This is a genomic window from Bifidobacterium favimelis (genome assembly GCF_037963085.1).
GTDB lineage: Bacteria > Actinomycetota > Actinomycetes > Actinomycetales > Bifidobacteriaceae > Bombiscardovia > Bombiscardovia favimelis.
In genome coordinates this window covers 857,505-872,706 of record NZ_JBANDZ010000001.1, presented here as the reverse complement: position 1 = coordinate 872,706, position 15,202 = coordinate 857,505, and the positions used below count along the sequence as shown (strand labels likewise).

Below are 15,202 nucleotides of genomic sequence, written 5' to 3'. Positions count from 1 at the left end.
GCGCTTCACGATCCCGCATCGCGGAGGCGGGACCCGTCGGGTCTCAGCGGATCATGCCCTCCACAGGCCCTGACAGGACGGCCAAGGTCGAAGGTCTGAGGCTTCCAGGGGCGATATGTGCCAGGCCGGCAGCCGATGCCCTGTCCACGTCCCGGGAACCCAGACGGGCGTTCCAGGCCAGCCTGCCCCGGGTCACACCCAGGGTGATGGCGGCCGCCCCGTCGGACAGGTCGTCCATCGAGACCGCCAGGGCCGTTCCCTCTTTCACCTCAAGGTCCTTCTGCGCCAGCTTTTTCCCCTGGTCGTCAAAAGCCGTCAGCCTGGCTCCGGCCTCCCCCCCTTCAGCATTGACGAGGGTCAGCTCCGAGGAGACGGCCCCTGGCAGGGGTATGACCGATGAGGGGCCCTGCGTGACGGGGAGGAGGGGCTGGGCCTGTATGACGGAGAAGTCGGCCTGGCCGCCTTCCCCATCCCGACGGACCCAGGCGGCGACACGGACCGGATCGTCCGATTCCACCTGCAGGGCCCTGGTCCCCTTGGGAGCCTGTCCGAGATCGGGCAGGGTGACCTGTCCCGACATGATCTTGGCCTCGGCAGCCTCCTGCCGTCCATCGTCTCCCAACCAGTAGGCCTTGACCGTGGACGCCTTGTTCCCGTAAACGATCAGCGTCGTCTTGTCGGTCGCCCTCAGCCCCGGTATGACCGCCTGCTTCGAGGGCTCGGACGCCGTGGACACATAGTCGGACCCCAACGGTTTGAGACCGTCCATGGCCTGTGCGCAGACTGCGGTCGCCACGGGTGCCTGGGAACTGGAGACCACCATGAAGACGGCATCCTGCCCAGGGGCCGCCGCCGCGACATCAAGCTGGGACTGCCCCCCTGGCTCAAGGGTGACCGAGCTGTGGGTTCCCGAGGCTATCCGCCCGGCCTCCTTGCTCCCCCAGAGGGTGACCGTGACCACTGTCGGCTTGGAGGACGGATTGTAGGCCATGAGCTTCTGGGTCCACCCCCGCTTCGTGGCCGGCAGGAGGAAGGAGGAGGTCATGGCCGCCCCCGGACAGGTAAGGGCCTGGACGCCCGTCATGTCCCCCTTGGTCGCCCATGACGCGATGGAGGCGGCGGACCCAGCCCCCGGTTCGGCCTTGAGCAGGCTGGTGGTCTGTATCGTGGCCCCCTGATCCACATCCCCCCCGGCGACCATGACCTGCTCGCCGTCCAATGGGTCCTGGTCGCCCAGCACGAGGGGGTTACCCCCGGACAGAGGATCCACCTTGGAGGCGAAGACCGGACCGAAGGCGGTGTAGCGGGCGGCGGATTTCAGGTCACCCTCGGATGCGCGGAACTGCTCGTCCCCTATCTTGTCCGATTCCGACAGGGACATCCTGGCCGGGCAGAAGGCCAGGACATCCCGACGGCTGACGATGTTGGTCCGCGCCGTGGAACCCGAGGCCCCATCCACCCAGGCGGGTGGGGGGCCCAAAAGGACGGCGGCCCCGGCGAAGGCGACCACCAGGACGATGGACAACAGGCCCCATGCAAAGGACCGCCACCCACCCGTGGAACCGAATCCTGACCTCTTGCTCATCATGGCCTCTCCCATTCCCGATCATGCCACCTGGGCACGGCCACCAGGCAGAAGGCCAGGGTCACCAGGACCAGTGACCAGAGCCATATCTTGCGCCATATCAAGGATTCCGCCCTTTCCTGCCCACTCTGATCCACCCTCTGGCGGTCCGGCTCCTGACCGGTCAGGCTGAAGTAGGTCCCGGACCTCCCGCTGACGATCACCTGGGTCCCCTCACTGGCCGTGATGTTGGTGGCCAGATTCTCGTTGGGGGTGGACGGCCTGACCTGCTGATGCCCCTCGACGGCGATGTCGGCCGGGACGAAGATGCCGCCGTAACCGAGGGAGGAGATCGTGGAGATCGCAGAGGAATCCGCACTTGACAGGAGCTCGGCCGCTGCGGCCCCTATCCTCTCCTCCACGGGGTCCCTGCGCCCGGATGCCGACTGGGCCCTGGCCGCCGGTGAGGAATCGATCAGGTCCCCCCGGGCCGTTCTCATCGTCGTGAATCCGACCCTGTTGCCAGCCGAGGCCGACAGGGCCAACACCCTGTGGCCGGGATCGTCTGCCAGATAATCGGCCGCCACCATGGGCAGACCGTTGCCATCGGCCCGCAGACTGTGGCCCCTGGGCTTGAAGAGGCCATTTCCGGCCGTGACGACGATGAGGATGACAAGCAGGGCCGTGAGCAGGGCACGGGCCAGGTGGGAGGCCATCACCAGGGCGGCCGCCCTCCTGACCCTCCTCCTCTCCCTGCGGGACATCTCCTCGGCGGCCATGGCGGACAGGGAGGAACCCCGATGTATTTCAAGGGGGGTGAAGGGCTTGACGGCACTGCCGGCGACCAGGCAGATGCAGACGAGGAAAGACATGAGGGCGAGGAGGAGGCCAGGCAGGGTGGAACCGGCAACCGGTCCCTCCCAATCCAGGCCGATGGCGACACAGGAGGAAGCCATGGCCAGGATCACGCCCATGATGGCCATGGCCCACATGACCCTTGAAGCCCTCATGGCACCGGGGATGAAAAGGGCGAGAAAGGCCAGGAGAACCATGACGAGGAGAGCCGCCAGGAAGGCCATTCCCTTCCAGTCCCCACTCTGCAACCATGCCTGCCAGCCCCCTGAGATGTCCAGACCCAGCAGGTGGGCGACCATGTCCGCCAGGCTGGCGGAACGGGGGCGACCGGACAGGGACGATGAAGGAATCATGACGTCTCCGAAGACCTGCCGCCACAGGCCCTCCCTGAAGTGGCGGACGGTATTGACCAGGGTCGGGGCCAGGGCCACGGCCGAGGGGATGGGGATCAGCACCAGCATGGCCTTGTGCCTGGGTACCAGGCAGACGAACAAAATGAAGACCGCGACCAGAACGATGAGAAGCTGGGGTTCAGCCAGGATCACCGGCATGAAGCACAGACTCGCCAAAGCCGCATTCTGCACTGAGGCATGGGGATGGGCCGGGGCTTCCGTCTGATAGAGCCCCACGGCTTTGAAGACGAAGGCGAACGCCGCCGGCATGAAAGCCATGAGGGTCAGAATCGGCAGATCCCCCCTCCCGACGGCACCGGTACCGAAGGCCAGCCCGGCCCACAACAGGCCGGTCGCCATCCTGACGGGATTCGACCTGGTGAAGACTCCGGCCAGGGCCCAGAAGGAAAGGGCGCTTGCCAGAACACAGAGGACCAGCATGAGGGCCATGGCCTGGCAGACATGCCCCCAGGTCAGGATCGAGAAGACCACGAGCACGAGAAGGAAGGGCGTGGCCGCGGCCGGTGCCCCCAAACCGCCGCCATTGGTCCAGGATGTCGTCGCCGCCCCGACCAACTGGTCGAAGGAGGCCGCTGAGGACAGGAGGTAGTCGGAGTGGATGGCTCCCATGGAGAAGACGGCCTTCCAGACAGGCCATTCAGATACGAGCAGGCAGGCAAGGACCGTCAGGGACATGACCGAGGCCCAGGCCAGTCTGACGGTCCTCTGCCGATGCAGGTGGCCTTGGGCCAGATGGCTGAGCAGTGGGTGATCGGCCTGGTCGCCGAAGGCCTGGCTCCTGTCCCTCCAACGGGCCAGCTGCTGCCTGCTCGCACTCAAGGTCTCCAATCGGGCCATGCCCATCCGGGAGACCGACTTCAACCTCCTGCGCATGGTCACATAAGAGGGCAGCTGCACCAGGAACCTGAAGGGGGAGCATAGGCGGCATACGGCGGCGTAGGGGCGTTTGGTGGCCAGATCCCTGGCGAAATACCAGAAGGAGGCCAGGAACCTCCACAGCCAGACCAGGGGCCAGACGGGAAGGGGAAAATCAGTGAAGAGGTAGCGTTCGGCCGCATCGATGACCTGCATGGATGAATCGGACTCCCTGCCCTCCGGAAGGGCCAGGCCGGTCCTGCCTCGTTTACCCTCGAAGCGGGCCCTGGCATGGCCCACTGCCGCCCCGGGGACCACCACCACCCTCCCCCCCGACAGACATACCCGGCGGCAGAGGTCATCGGACAGGCCGAAGGTGCCGGACCAGGTCCCCAGACCACCCAGGGACTTCAATGTGTCCAAGGGGACGAGGGCGCCGGCCGTCGAGACGGAAAAGACATCCCGCCGGGTGTCGTATTGCTCTTGATCCGGTTCTCCGTCGACGACCAGACTGACGGTCTGGTGCTGCCATGCGTAACGGCCCACATCGTGCAGGCCCTCACCCGACCAGGCGCACTGCTTGGTTCCGAGGATGGAGGCCGTCGGCGTGCTCCTCCAGGCTTCGACGAGGGTTTCAAGGCATCCCTCACCCAGGGGACGGGAGTCGTCATGCAGGAGCCAGAGGGCCCGAACATCCGCAGGCAGATGGGCATAGCCCAGGGCTTTGCCCACAGCGTCGGCGAATGAGGCGGCACCGGCTGCGCGGACCAACTGCACCTGCACCCTGCCAGGCCCTCCACCAGCCCGCCGGTCTCCGACGGACGTCCACCCTGAAGTCCCGTCCGAGGGGTCCGCGCGAACGGGGAAATCCAGATAGAGCGGCTCCGAGGTGGCCCCTGTGCAGTCACCCACCACGATTGTGGACGGGAGGGTCCGTTGGCTCATCAACGATTGCAGGGTGGCCGGAAGATATGACAGATCACCTTCGACGGTCACAACCGCCGCCACCCGGGCGTCCACCTTTTGGTCGGCAGACCCCGCCCGGGCGGCCAGGGCCGATGCCACGACCTGTGGAACGTCTCGTGATTGCGCAAGGACGGAACTCATGGCTTCAGTGTACGCAAGACCCGCCAACCGGACCGGTCGGACGCCCAGAAGTGCGCTCCGTCTTCAGCCCTTCCTCAAGGACTTCTTGTACCGGCGGCGTTCGCGCTCGCTCATGCCGCCCCAGATGCCGAACCGCTCATCATGTTCGACGGCCCAGTCCAGGCATTGCTTGCGTACCGAACAGTCGGCGCAGACCCTCTTCGCCTCCTGTGTGGACCCGCCTTTTCCCGGGAAGAAGGCCTCCGGGTCAGTCTGTGCGCAAAGGGCATCGTTGCGCCAGGACATCCCGGCATTGGCCTCTAGCCAGTCGATGAGAGGGGCGATTCTCACATCCCTGCCCCTGACCGGCTTGTCAAGTGTCTGATCGGCAACCCTCAACCGAGTATTTACGAACTCCCCCATGACGACCCCCCAGTCCCCAGTGCGATTATGCACACTTTTATTACATACGCACATGTGGACTTTTGTCAACCCTGAAGTGCCGCAGAACAGGTCGGGTCCGTGAATATGGCAAGGACGGCCACTTTTCACAGCCGGGAACCTGGAATGCGGCAATCGTGAGGGAAACGGGAGCATCCCAAGGCCATAAGGGGAGATTCCCACGCTTTCGGTCTACAATCAGATGGTCCGGAGCTCCCGGTTTGAGCTCGACCAGGCGCGGCCCGCCGCAGAAAAGGTGGCGGGCGGAGATGACAAGCTAGGAAAGGCGTGCCCATTGACGGCCCATAGCAAGAACACCAGGTTGCCGAACATCAAGGGTTCGGATGGCGACATGCCACAGCACAGCCTGGGCTTCACCACCAGCCACCACCTGCGCAACGTCTTCATCATGGCGGTCGCTGCAGTCCTGGCCTTCACGCTCACCTTGGGCATCTCATTCGCACGTGACATCGGGGGAAGTCTGCATGCCGTGGCCCCGCTCAATATCGGCGGGAACCGCAAGGCTGCGACGGCGCCGGACGACATATACAAGGGCAAGACCCTCAACGTCCTCGTCCTCGGTCAGGATACCCGCGAGGGTGCCGGAAACTCCACCATCGGCGGCGATCCCAAGGATTTCGTCGGCAGCCATCAGTCGGACACGGCCATCGTCGTGCAGATCGCGGCGGACCGGTCCTACATCAACATGGTCTCGATACCCAGGGATTCCGTGGTGAACGCGCCTGCCTGCACCACCAGCGCAGGTGCCACCATCGCCAGCAGGCAGCAGGTCCTCTTCAATTCGATCTTCGCCACCGGCTACAACATCGGCGGGGACATCGCCACGGCTGCGGGCTGCGCCGTCAAGGCGGTGAACACCTTGACCGGCTTGAACATGGACCAGTTCGTCGTGGCCGACTTCAACGGGCTCAAGTCGATCATAGATGCCCTGGGCGGGGTGGATGTCTGCATACCGCAGTACACACATGACGACATCACCGGTCTGGACCTGCAGAAGGGGCTGCGCCATCTCGACGGCATCCAGGCCACGGAATACGCCCGGATGCGGCACGGGGTCGGCACCGACGGTTCGGACATCATGCGCACCACCAGGCAGCAGTACCTGGTCAAGACCATAGTGAACGAAACAAGATCCATGAACGTGTATACGGACTTCCCGCGGCTCTACCAGCTGACCAAGGCCACCCTTTCCTCCTTGCAGATGAGCGAGGGCCTGGGCAATCTCCAGACCCTGCTCGGACTGGCCAACAGCCTGAAAAACATCGACACCACCCACATCTATTCCCGTACGCTGCCCGTCGAAGAAGCCCCGTGGAACAGGAACCACGTGATATGGAGCAAGGATGCCGGCGCCGTCTGGCAGACGTTGAAGGAGCAAAGACCCCTCAAGGTCCAGACGGATGGAGCCCAACCCGATCAGGGGGGGACCTCCCAGCAGGGACCCGGGCAGTCGACCCCGGCGGAAGGGTCGCCCTCATCGGATGGAACGCAACTGCCGGCCCCTGACCCCAAGACCGGTCTGGTGACGACGGCGGACAACCGGCTGATCGACCCGGTGACCCATGGTGTCGTCAATCCTGAGGACGGCACCATCCGTGACGCCGTCACCGGCCAATACATAGGCATGGCCGACCGTTATCTGTTTGCCACGGTGTGCGCGGTCCCCTCCAAGGATTGAAGGTCAAGTCCGGTGGCCCCTGCATCCACCCCGCGAATGTGTGCCTTTCCCGCGCAGGATTCCACCGGATCGGCCCTCAAAAGAGCAGCCCGTGATAACTCTGGACCAGAGCGAACAAGGTGAGGAGTCAAGCATGAGTCAGGGATCCAACCCAGGACATGACCAGCAGGAACCGCCGAGTTTTGTGCCCACTGGCCGGCCTCGTTCCCAGACGGGTCGGATTCCATCCCGCACTGGCACCGGCGACCTTCCCAGCTTCTCCCCCTCTGCCCGTTCGCACCACGGGGTCAACCACCCCTCAGGCCCACGGGTATCCCAGGCATCACAGGAGGCCCGGCCCGCACATGCTCCCAGGAGGTCATCCGGCTCCTCCAGGACGGCGCCCGTCAGCTCCAGGCAGATGGTTGCGGGCAGGCCACGGGCCTCGTCCGGGCTGCCACGTGAAAGGGCCGCCTCCCCCGGTCGCTTTTCCTCCCCAGGCGGCTCTGCCGCCAAGGTCAGGTCCCGCCACCCCCTAAGGCATTTCCTCGTTGGTCTTCTCGTCGTCCTCCTGGCCGCGGCCGTCATACTGGCCGGTTGGATGTGGACGTGGGTCGGCAGGCAACTCAACCATGAGAACATGCTCACGGGCGCACCGGCCTCCTCGGCCTCCACATGGTTGATCCTGGGCTCCGACCAACGTGACGGAACCCCTGGGACCGGCAACGTCGGCGACGCTCCCGGCTTCCGCACGGACACCATACTGGTGCTGACACAGCCCAAGCACGGCGCGAGCTCCCTGATTTCCATCCCTCGCGACTCCCTGGTCAAGGTCAAGGGTAGCGACATGAAAATCAACGCCGCCGCCAACCTGGCCGGCTATCCCGCCCTCACCGAACAGGTGGAGGCCATCACAGGACACAAGATCGATCACGTCGTCATGATCCGGTTCGGCGGATTGGAACAGGTGGTAGACGCCATCGGCGGCGTCAACCTCTGCTATGACCGGACAGTCAACGATGTCAGGAGCGGGATGAACTGGACAGCCGGGTGCCATGACGCCGACGGGGGCACTGCCCTGGCCTTCTCGCGAATGCGGTATTCCGACCCGAAGGGGGACTTCGGCAGGGCAGAACGCCAGCGCCAGGTCATAGGAGCCATAACCAAGAAGGCCTTCACCCCCTCGGTCTTGCTCAGTCCCTCCAGGGCCACGAAGTTGATCTCCACTGCCCTCAAATCGGTCCTCGTGGATGAATCCGCAAACCCCTGGACGGTGATGAGGATGGCCCTGGCCTTCCGCAAGGCATCTGGCGGGCAGGGCGTGACGGGAAGCGTCTACTGGTCCAACCCGGACTACCGGCCGGGCAATGTGGGCTCCTCCGTCCTCCTTGACGCCGCAAAGAACACCGAGCTCTTCCAGCAGTTGGACCAGGGCAGCCATGAGCCCGGTGTGGTCGGCGGACAGTCCGGCAGGTAGGGACGACATTCGACCACATCCGGAAAAGAGGCGGCCGCGTCCGACCTGGGCATGACACGATGCCTGCATGACCTTCTTCCAGTTGACAAGACGCGGACATGCCCCGCAGGCCAGTGGACCCGGCAGGTCCCGCAAGGGGAAAGGGCGGTCCCCCTCAGGAGTGCGGCCCCCCGGCCGGAGCGATGGCCGGGGGTCTTTCTCCGACGGTCTCCTCGCGATCAGCCGGTGGGGCTCACCCCTGGCCCAGCTGATCGTCGCCATCCTCCTCGTCAGACAGGGGGAATGGACGGCTTTGGCCTTCATACTTCCCGGCATGCTCAGCGCGACCGCCCTGGCCTTGCACACTGCCGGCAGGGTGGGCGGCCCTCCCCGCCCACCAGGTGGCCTGGGATCTGTCGGGCGGGGCACCGGCCGTCTGGCAGGGGACGAAGACCTGGGGCAGGTGCGGGATGAAGGCGGGAGTCAACCCCCCGCGGTCAGTCTGGAAACGCTCCTCTTGCATTGGGAGGATTCCGAAGGCACCTCACAATGGGGAGCCGGCCGGCAGACCCGCCGCAAACGGACCTTGGGCGAGGCACCCACCTGGCAGCAGGTGGTCCGCAATTGGTCCCTGTCGGACCTTCGGTCCCGGCCGAAGTGCCCGAAGGGGGTCCTATGTGCGGATTCCTACGGGGTCCCCATAGGCTCCCTACCCGGGGGCGGGACCTTCGCCATCGATCTTCCGGTCGACGGCCCTCATGCCCTCGTGGCAGGTACGACCGGCTCGGGCAAATCCATCCTCCTGCAGACCTGGTGCCTGTCATTGGCCTGCAGGTTGTCCCCCCTCAAACTCAATTTCGTCCTCCTCGACTTCAAGGGAGGGTCAGGTTTCAACAGGCTGGCCGATCTCCCCCATACTGTCGGATGCGTAAACGACCTGGACCTGGACCATGCCGTCAGGGCCCTGAGGGGGATCGAAGAGGAGCTGAAACGGCGGGAGGGCCTGGTGGCTGCGGGCGGTGTGGCCGATGCGTCAGAGCTGGACGAGCCGCCTCCCCGCCTCTTCGTCATCATCGATGAATTCCAGTCCCTTCGCAGGCAACTTCCCGAATATCTTGAACATCTGGTCCAGCTGGCCTCCCAGGGACGATCGCTCGGGATGAACCTGATAGCCTGCACACAGCAGCCCATGGGACAGATCGGCAGCCAGATGAAGGCCAACATGAATCTGAACCTCTGCCTTCGGGTCAGGGACCCCCTGCAATCGCGGGAATTGCTGGGGTCAGACTGTGCGGCCCTCCTCAGCCCCTCCATTCCTGGGGTCGGCTTCTGCGACAGGGGCGAGGGGCCCATACTCTTCCGATGCGCCAGGTCTTCAGACCCGGCCTGCCTCATCCGCCAAATAGACCGAGCCATGAGATTCGAGGGTCTGCCCAGGCCTGCCAAACTCTTTTCCGCCCCCCTGCCCTCCAAACTGCCCACCCTCCAGGCTTATCCTGCGGCTTCCTGCAGCGGGTGGACCGACCTCCCCCGCCTGCCTGCTGACCAGGCCCCCGCCGTCACACTGGGATTGCAGGATGACGGAATCCGTTTGCGCCCCTGCCACCTGACCCTTCGCGGAAACATGGCCCTGATCGGGGGGCAGGGGCGGGGCAAGAGCACTCTCATCGCCCTGGTGGGTAAGGCTCTGAAGGGGGCCCATCGGTCCCCCGAAGCCGGCGGAACGCCGCGCCTTCCTCTGGCGGTGACAGAACTTCATGCTGGAGGCCATTCAACCAGGATCTGGAACCTCGAAGGTGACAGGGGGAAGGCGGAACCCCTGCAGGAGGGCAGGAGGTGGGGCAGCCGCCCGGCAGGCCGACCTGGATATGATGGCCCACCGCCGGAAGGCCGTGAAGCTTCAGGGGTGGAGGTGCCTGCGGGACCTCCTCCACTGGTCTCAGGTCTGATATGGCTGGTGGATAACGGTGACGACCTGCTCGACCCGATGAACCGAGAAGCGACGGCAATCAAGCTGGAAGAGGCCCTCAACCGGCAGGATGTGACCGTCGTCATCGCCCTGGACTCCCCTGCCGCCCTCAGGAGGGCGGAAAGGTACGGAACGAAAATCGTGTTCCCCTATGGTGAACGAGGCGCCGACCTGGCAGCCGGAATACCCGCCTCCCACCTTCGTTCTTCCCGGTTGGCCCAGGCGGGGATCCCCGGCCGTTGCATCTTGATCCAGAATGGACACGCCCAGATTGTTCAGTGTTTTCCCAGCGGATAATCTGAAAAGGGTCTTGAAAAAACCTCTCAATCGTGCTTTTCTGTTAACAGCAAGATTGAGAAGCTAGGTCAACCTGAGGCTTGGGAGGAATGGCAAATGAGCAGTGCTTTCGACTGGCGGGCAAAGGCAGCGTGTCGTGACAAGGATCCGGAGCTTTTCTTCCCGGTAGGAAACACAGGTGCCGCCTACCAACAGATCGAGGAGGCCAAGGCCGTCTGCCGCACCTGCAAGGTCATTGACGCCTGCCTGAAGTGCGCCCTGGATACCAATCAGGATTACGGGGTCTGGGGTGGCATGAGCGAGGATGAGCGCAGGGCGCTGAAGCGCCGTGCCATGCGTGCCCGTCGCTCCCAGGCCATGCAAATGCAGTCCTGAAGCCAGGGCGGCGGTCCCGTCCTGAGCGAGCGCGTTTGAGATGTCTGCAAAGGCGGATGGATGCCGTGCCTGTCACGGTGTCCATCCGCCTTTTCTGATCAAGTCCCTGCCGGACGGGACCTGAGGTCAGGATTCCTGCGCCACGCGCAGTTTGATGTTGATGACCACCCTGGTCCCCCCATCCCGCCGGGGTTCCCACTTGACCGTGCCGCCGAAGTCATTGGTGACGAAGGTGTTGATGATCTGCGACCCCAGGCCGGAACCATATGAACGGGCCTTGCCGTCGTCCGACTCGGTGTGGTAGCCGTTGCCGTCATCCTCCACCACGACGTTGAGATTGTTGCCTCCGCGCCCCACGGATATCGTGATATGCCCCCGGCTGCGCCCCTCGAAGCCGTGTTCCACGGCGTTGTTGACCAGCTCCGTCAGGACCAGGGAGAGGGGGGTGGCATCCTGGGCCGGCATCATGCCGAACTTGCCCACGTAGGAGATGGTTATGTGCTGGTCCCCGGTCGTGGCCAGATCCACGCTCATCTTGATCAGGTTGGATATCACCTTGTCGAAGTCGACTATCTCGTCCGCCGTCTGGCTGAGTCCCTCGTGGACGACGGCTATGGTCTGCACCCTGCGCTGGGCCTCCTCGAGCTCCTTGCGGACCTCCTCGGACTTGGTCCTCCTGGCCTGGAGCCTGAGCAGGGCGGAGACGGCCTGAAGGTTGTTCTTGACCCTGTGGTGGATTTCGAGGATGGTCGCGTCCTTTGTCTGCAGTTCCTTCTCACGTCGTCTGAGCTCTGTCACGTCCCTGCACAGGACGATGGCACCGGTCCGTCCGTCCTTGCCGTACAGGGGGAGGGAACGCATGGATACGGCCGAGCCGTTGGCGTCGAGCTCCGAATCGACCGCCGCCTTGCCTGTCAGCACCAGGGGAAGGGAGTCTGGGACCGGGTCGTTCTTCCTCAAAAGGGAGGTGCCTATCTCGCTCAGATACTGCCCGGACATGGTCTGGACGGAACCCAGGCGACGGAAGCAGCTTATGGCGTTGGGCGAGGCATAGCGGACGATCCCCCCGGCCGTCAGAATGAAGAAACCGTCGGCCACCCTGGCGTTGTGACGTTGGTTGAGCACGGAATCCGAGTAAGGGAACTGCCCCCGGGTGATCATCCCGAAGAGTTCCTTGCCGGCGTTGATGCTCTCGCTCTCGTATCGGCCGTTGGACTCCCTGGTTGCCATGTTGGTCTCCCTGACGACCAGACCCAGGGTCTTGCCCTGATGACGGATGGGGGCGTAGACATCGCAGACCGTCGCCTTGCCGATGATCTTCAACCTGTTGGACCTCAGGACGGCCTTGGAGGCCATGGCACGTTCCAGCTCGCCCACCTCCTCCTGGGGAAGGGTCCGCCCGACCACGTCATCGTTGCGCAGGGACATAACGGTCGAGGGCCGGCACTGGTCGGCCACGACATATCCACCCCCCTTGGTCCGCAGAAGGAGAAGGAGGTCGGCGAAGCTCAGATCGGCGATGACCTGCCAATCCGCCACCAGGTGGTGGAGCCACTCCCGGTCCCCCTCGTCAAGTCCGTCACAGGAAGCCAGTATCTCTGAAAAATCTGCCATAGCCACCATCATACCGACAGGACGGAGCCACAGGACTGGCTCCGCCGGAGGCGAGACGGCCTCAGGAAAGCCCGGACGGCGGCAGGTCGCCGTTGAGGTGAAATCTGGGAAGAGTACGCTGGGTCAACGGATGGTCCGTTCGGGGCCGTCAGGCAGAAGGACCACGTGGACCGCAAGGGTCCGGCAAAGGAGAGCCATGACGAGCGAGACCGGTACCGACCCGGCAGGGGATGGCACAGACGGCGACAGGCCTGCCGACGGCCCCTCCAACCCTGATGCCGACCTGGAGACCAGACGTGCACAACGCCGGCAGGAGCTCCTCTACCTGCGTCGGGATGCCGAATTGGCCAGGGAGGCCCACCTGAGCGCCAGGGCGGATGCGGTCAGGGCCAAGGCCAGGGTCAAGGCGGCGAGGATAATGGCCAAGGCCGAAGCCAAGGCCTCCAAGATAGAGGGCCTGACCACCGACGAAATCGAGCGGAAGGTCAGACTGGACGTCCATGGCAGACCCAAGCCCCTCCTACGCGGTTGGATTCACGCCGTGGCCGCCCCCCTGGCCCTGGCGGCGGGCATTGTCCTGATCTGCCTGAGTCCGGGCAGTCAGCTCAAATGGGCCTGTGCGGTCTTCATGGCCTGCTCCCTGGCCCTCTTCGGCAACTCGGCCTTCTATCATCTGGGTGACTGGTCACCCCACGTCACCGATGTGCTCCGTCGTTTCGACCACGTCAACATCTTCCTGCTCATAGCGGGTACCTACACACCCATCTCCTTCGCCCTGGACACCTTCTGGAGGAGGGTGATCCTGATAGGAATGTGGTCCTGCACCCTGGTGGCGATGCTGGTCCATGTGGTCTGGATCGATGCCCCCCGATGGCTCTACACCCTGGTCTATGTCATCTTCGGCGTGTCCGGAGTGGGATTCCTCGGCCTGTTCTGGACCTCACCCGTGGCCGGCCCCCCTGTGGTCTGGCTGATAGTGGCCGGCGGTCTCTGCTATATCGCAGGGGCAATCGTCTATGGGCTGCGCCGTCCTGACCCCTGGCCAACCGTATTCGGTTTCCACGAGATATTCCACTGCGGGACCGTGGCAGGTTACGCCTGCCATGTGGTCGCCATCTTCCTGGTGGTCTGCAACCTGAGATAGGCGGGGGGTCTCCCCCCTGCCGCCTCTTCCGAGTCCCCCAGCCTCCCGATGTAGGGATCGGGCTTCATGATCCTCCCCCGGACCGGTTCCCCGCACAGGGGCCTCCCGGCAGGATGCAGTCATCACTTCTCCTGCATATCCGAAGGGGCGAAACGGCGGCTTCCGACGCTGGGAGCCGCCGTCAGATCGATTCTTCCGGGTGCTTCTACAGGAGCGAGACTTCTACTTGAGGGGACGGGCATCCTTGATGGTCACGGAGATGTCCTTCCCGTTGGGCGCCTTGTAGGAGACGGTGTCACCGTTCTTGGCCCCCATGATGGCAGCTCCGATGGGCGATTCGGGGCTGATCACGTCGTAGTCCGTGGCGATTGCGATGTCACGCGACCCCAGGACGCAGACCATTTCATTGCCTGCCAGGTCCAATGTGACCAGGGATCCGTTGCCCACCTTGCCAGCCCGGGGGGCCTTGAGGATCTTGGCGTTGCGCAGTTTCACAATCAGCTCGTTGATCCTGCCCTCGTTCTTCCCCTGCTCCTCACGGGCGGCCTGATAGCCCCCGTTCTCACTCAGATCACCTTCTGCGCGGGCCGCTGCGATGCGCTCCGTGATCTCGTCACGATACTCCCCCTGACGGTGGTCGAGCTCTTCCTGCATCCTGTCATAGGCGGCTTGTGTCAGCAGGATTGTCTTTTCCTCAGCCATTGTTCCTCCTTCATTGCCGATTGCTGTCCCACCCCGGACTGGCCGTTGTGCGGGATATAGAAAAGCGCCGGCCCTCACCGGCGCCACGGGCGCTGTACGGTCAGCGCGTCGATATGATGTCGATGACGAACACCAGGGTGTCGCCTCCGCCGATGCCGGCCTGGGGAACCCCCCGGCTGCCATACCCGTACTCTGGGGGAATGGAGACGACAAGGCGCGAACCCACGTTATGCCCGGGCACGCTCTGATCCCACCCCTTGATGACCTGACCCACCCCGATGCCGAAGCTGGCTGGCTGATGACGCTCGAAGCTGGAATCGAAGGCCTTGCCCGACCCCCACACGACACCGTGGTAGTTGACGGTCACGGTGTCTCCCCTACGCACCACAGGGCCATCTCCCTCGACGAGCTCAACGGTGCGCAAGCCCTGGGGGGCCTGATCTTCGCCGAAGACGATCTGAGGCAGGGCCCCGAACTCGGCGTTCACCTCGGGCATGGACTGGGCACTCATAGACGATTCTCCTTCATGTAATTCCATCAGGCTACCAGATTAGCCTGTCCTGCCAACGGACTCAAATCATCCCCTCCGTTGGGGCACGATGCCGCAACATCCACCCTTCATCGGTGCCCCGGGTGGGAATCGAACCCACATGCCCGTAAGGGCGGCGGATTTTAAGTCCGGTGCGTCTGCCATTTCGCCACCGGGGCCGATGGGCATACAGCCCATATTACACGGGGAGGGGGCAGAAGGGC

At 64.1% G+C, this 15,202-nt stretch carries 11 protein-coding genes and 1 tRNA gene; 5 read left to right on the top strand and 7 right to left on the bottom strand.

Annotation, left to right across the window (positions count from 1 at the left end):
* Positions 1 to 43: 43 nt before the first annotated feature.
* The 3 genes from V6584_RS03525 to V6584_RS07940 form a co-directional block, all read right to left on the bottom strand.
* Positions 44 to 1,585, bottom strand: coding sequence for a DUF5719 family protein (locus V6584_RS03525; RefSeq protein WP_340486204.1), 1,542 nt, complete (start codon positions 1,583 to 1,585; stop codon positions 44 to 46).
* Positions 1,585 to 4,794, bottom strand: coding sequence for a glycosyltransferase family 2 protein (locus V6584_RS03520; RefSeq protein WP_340469068.1), 3,210 nt, complete (start codon positions 4,792 to 4,794; stop codon positions 1,585 to 1,587). The genes V6584_RS03525 and V6584_RS03520 overlap by 1 nt, the downstream gene beginning before the upstream one ends.
* Positions 4,795 to 4,857: 63 nt before the next feature.
* Entirely contained in the window at positions 4,858 to 5,079 is a 222-nt protein-coding gene (locus V6584_RS07940) for a WhiB family transcriptional regulator (RefSeq protein ID WP_404802623.1), read from the bottom strand.
* 487 nt (positions 5,080 to 5,566) lie between these two features.
* On the opposite strand from V6584_RS07940, the gene V6584_RS03510 reads away from it, so the two are divergent.
* The 4 genes from V6584_RS03510 (at position 5,567) to V6584_RS03495 (ending at position 10,989) form a co-directional block, all read left to right on the top strand.
* Positions 5,567 to 6,913: an LCP family protein gene (locus V6584_RS03510; protein ID WP_340469065.1), complete on the top strand. Its 1,347-nt coding sequence runs from the start codon at positions 5,567 to 5,569 to the stop codon at positions 6,911 to 6,913.
* A gap of 619 nt (positions 6,914 to 7,532) precedes the next feature.
* Positions 7,533 to 8,369 carry an LCP family protein gene (locus V6584_RS03505; RefSeq protein ID WP_340486201.1) on the top strand — a complete coding sequence of 279 codons (837 nt, stop codon included), beginning with the start codon at positions 7,533 to 7,535 and terminating at the stop codon, positions 8,367 to 8,369.
* 67 nt (positions 8,370 to 8,436) lie between these two features.
* Positions 8,437 to 10,614 carry an FtsK/SpoIIIE domain-containing protein gene (locus V6584_RS03500; protein WP_340469061.1) on the top strand — a complete coding sequence of 726 codons (2,178 nt, stop codon included), beginning with the start codon at positions 8,437 to 8,439 and terminating at the stop codon, positions 10,612 to 10,614.
* A gap of 96 nt (positions 10,615 to 10,710) precedes the next feature.
* The gene (locus tag V6584_RS03495) at positions 10,711 to 10,989 is read left to right on the top strand and encodes a WhiB family transcriptional regulator (RefSeq protein ID WP_340469060.1); all 279 of its coding nucleotides are present in this window, start codon (positions 10,711 to 10,713) and stop codon (positions 10,987 to 10,989) included.
* Between the two features lie 126 nt (positions 10,990 to 11,115).
* Here the strand turns inward: V6584_RS03495 and V6584_RS03490 are convergent, their stop codons facing one another.
* Complete coding sequence (locus V6584_RS03490; RefSeq protein ID WP_340469058.1) at positions 11,116 to 12,603, bottom strand: sensor histidine kinase; 1,488 nt, start codon at positions 12,601 to 12,603, stop codon at positions 11,116 to 11,118.
* Positions 12,604 to 12,799: 196 nt separating this feature from the next.
* On the opposite strand from V6584_RS03490, the gene trhA reads away from it, so the two are divergent.
* Complete coding sequence (trhA, locus tag V6584_RS03485; RefSeq protein WP_340469057.1) at positions 12,800 to 13,747, top strand: PAQR family membrane homeostasis protein TrhA; 948 nt, start codon at positions 12,800 to 12,802, stop codon at positions 13,745 to 13,747.
* 222 nt (positions 13,748 to 13,969) lie between these two features.
* Here the strand turns inward: trhA and V6584_RS03480 are convergent, their stop codons facing one another.
* From V6584_RS03480 to V6584_RS03470, 3 genes are all read right to left on the bottom strand, one after another.
* Positions 13,970 to 14,449, bottom strand: coding sequence for a GreA/GreB family elongation factor (locus V6584_RS03480; RefSeq protein WP_340469056.1), 480 nt, complete (start codon positions 14,447 to 14,449; stop codon positions 13,970 to 13,972).
* Between the two features lie 100 nt (positions 14,450 to 14,549).
* Positions 14,550 to 14,960: an FKBP-type peptidyl-prolyl cis-trans isomerase gene (locus V6584_RS03475; RefSeq protein ID WP_340469055.1), complete on the bottom strand. Its 411-nt coding sequence runs from the start codon at positions 14,958 to 14,960 to the stop codon at positions 14,550 to 14,552.
* Positions 14,961 to 15,074: 114 nt separating this feature from the next.
* A tRNA-Leu gene (locus V6584_RS03470) sits at positions 15,075 to 15,157 on the bottom strand.
* Positions 15,158 to 15,202 lie beyond the last annotated feature (45 nt).

Coding starts and splice junctions, on each gene's coding strand:
- V6584_RS03525 (WP_340486204.1), bottom strand. CDS start 1,585: ATGAGCAAGAGGTCAGGATTCGGTTCCACGGGTGGGTGGCGGTCCTTT.
- V6584_RS03520 (WP_340469068.1), bottom strand. CDS start 4,794: ATGAGTTCCGTCCTTGCGCAATCACGAGACGTTCCACAGGTCGTGGCA.
- V6584_RS07940 (WP_404802623.1), bottom strand. CDS start 5,079: ATGTCCTGGCGCAACGATGCCCTTTGCGCACAGACTGACCCGGAGGCC.
- V6584_RS03510 (WP_340469065.1), top strand. CDS start 5,567: ATGCCACAGCACAGCCTGGGCTTCACCACCAGCCACCACCTGCGCAAC.
- V6584_RS03505 (WP_340486201.1), top strand. CDS start 7,533: ATGCTCACGGGCGCACCGGCCTCCTCGGCCTCCACATGGTTGATCCTG.
- V6584_RS03500 (WP_340469061.1), top strand. CDS start 8,437: ATGACCTTCTTCCAGTTGACAAGACGCGGACATGCCCCGCAGGCCAGT.
- V6584_RS03495 (WP_340469060.1), top strand. CDS start 10,711: ATGAGCAGTGCTTTCGACTGGCGGGCAAAGGCAGCGTGTCGTGACAAG.
- V6584_RS03490 (WP_340469058.1), bottom strand. CDS start 12,603: ATGGCAGATTTTTCAGAGATACTGGCTTCCTGTGACGGACTTGACGAG.
- trhA (WP_340469057.1), top strand. CDS start 12,800: ATGACGAGCGAGACCGGTACCGACCCGGCAGGGGATGGCACAGACGGC.
- V6584_RS03480 (WP_340469056.1), bottom strand. CDS start 14,449: ATGGCTGAGGAAAAGACAATCCTGCTGACACAAGCCGCCTATGACAGG.
- V6584_RS03475 (WP_340469055.1), bottom strand. CDS start 14,960: ATGAGTGCCCAGTCCATGCCCGAGGTGAACGCCGAGTTCGGGGCCCTG.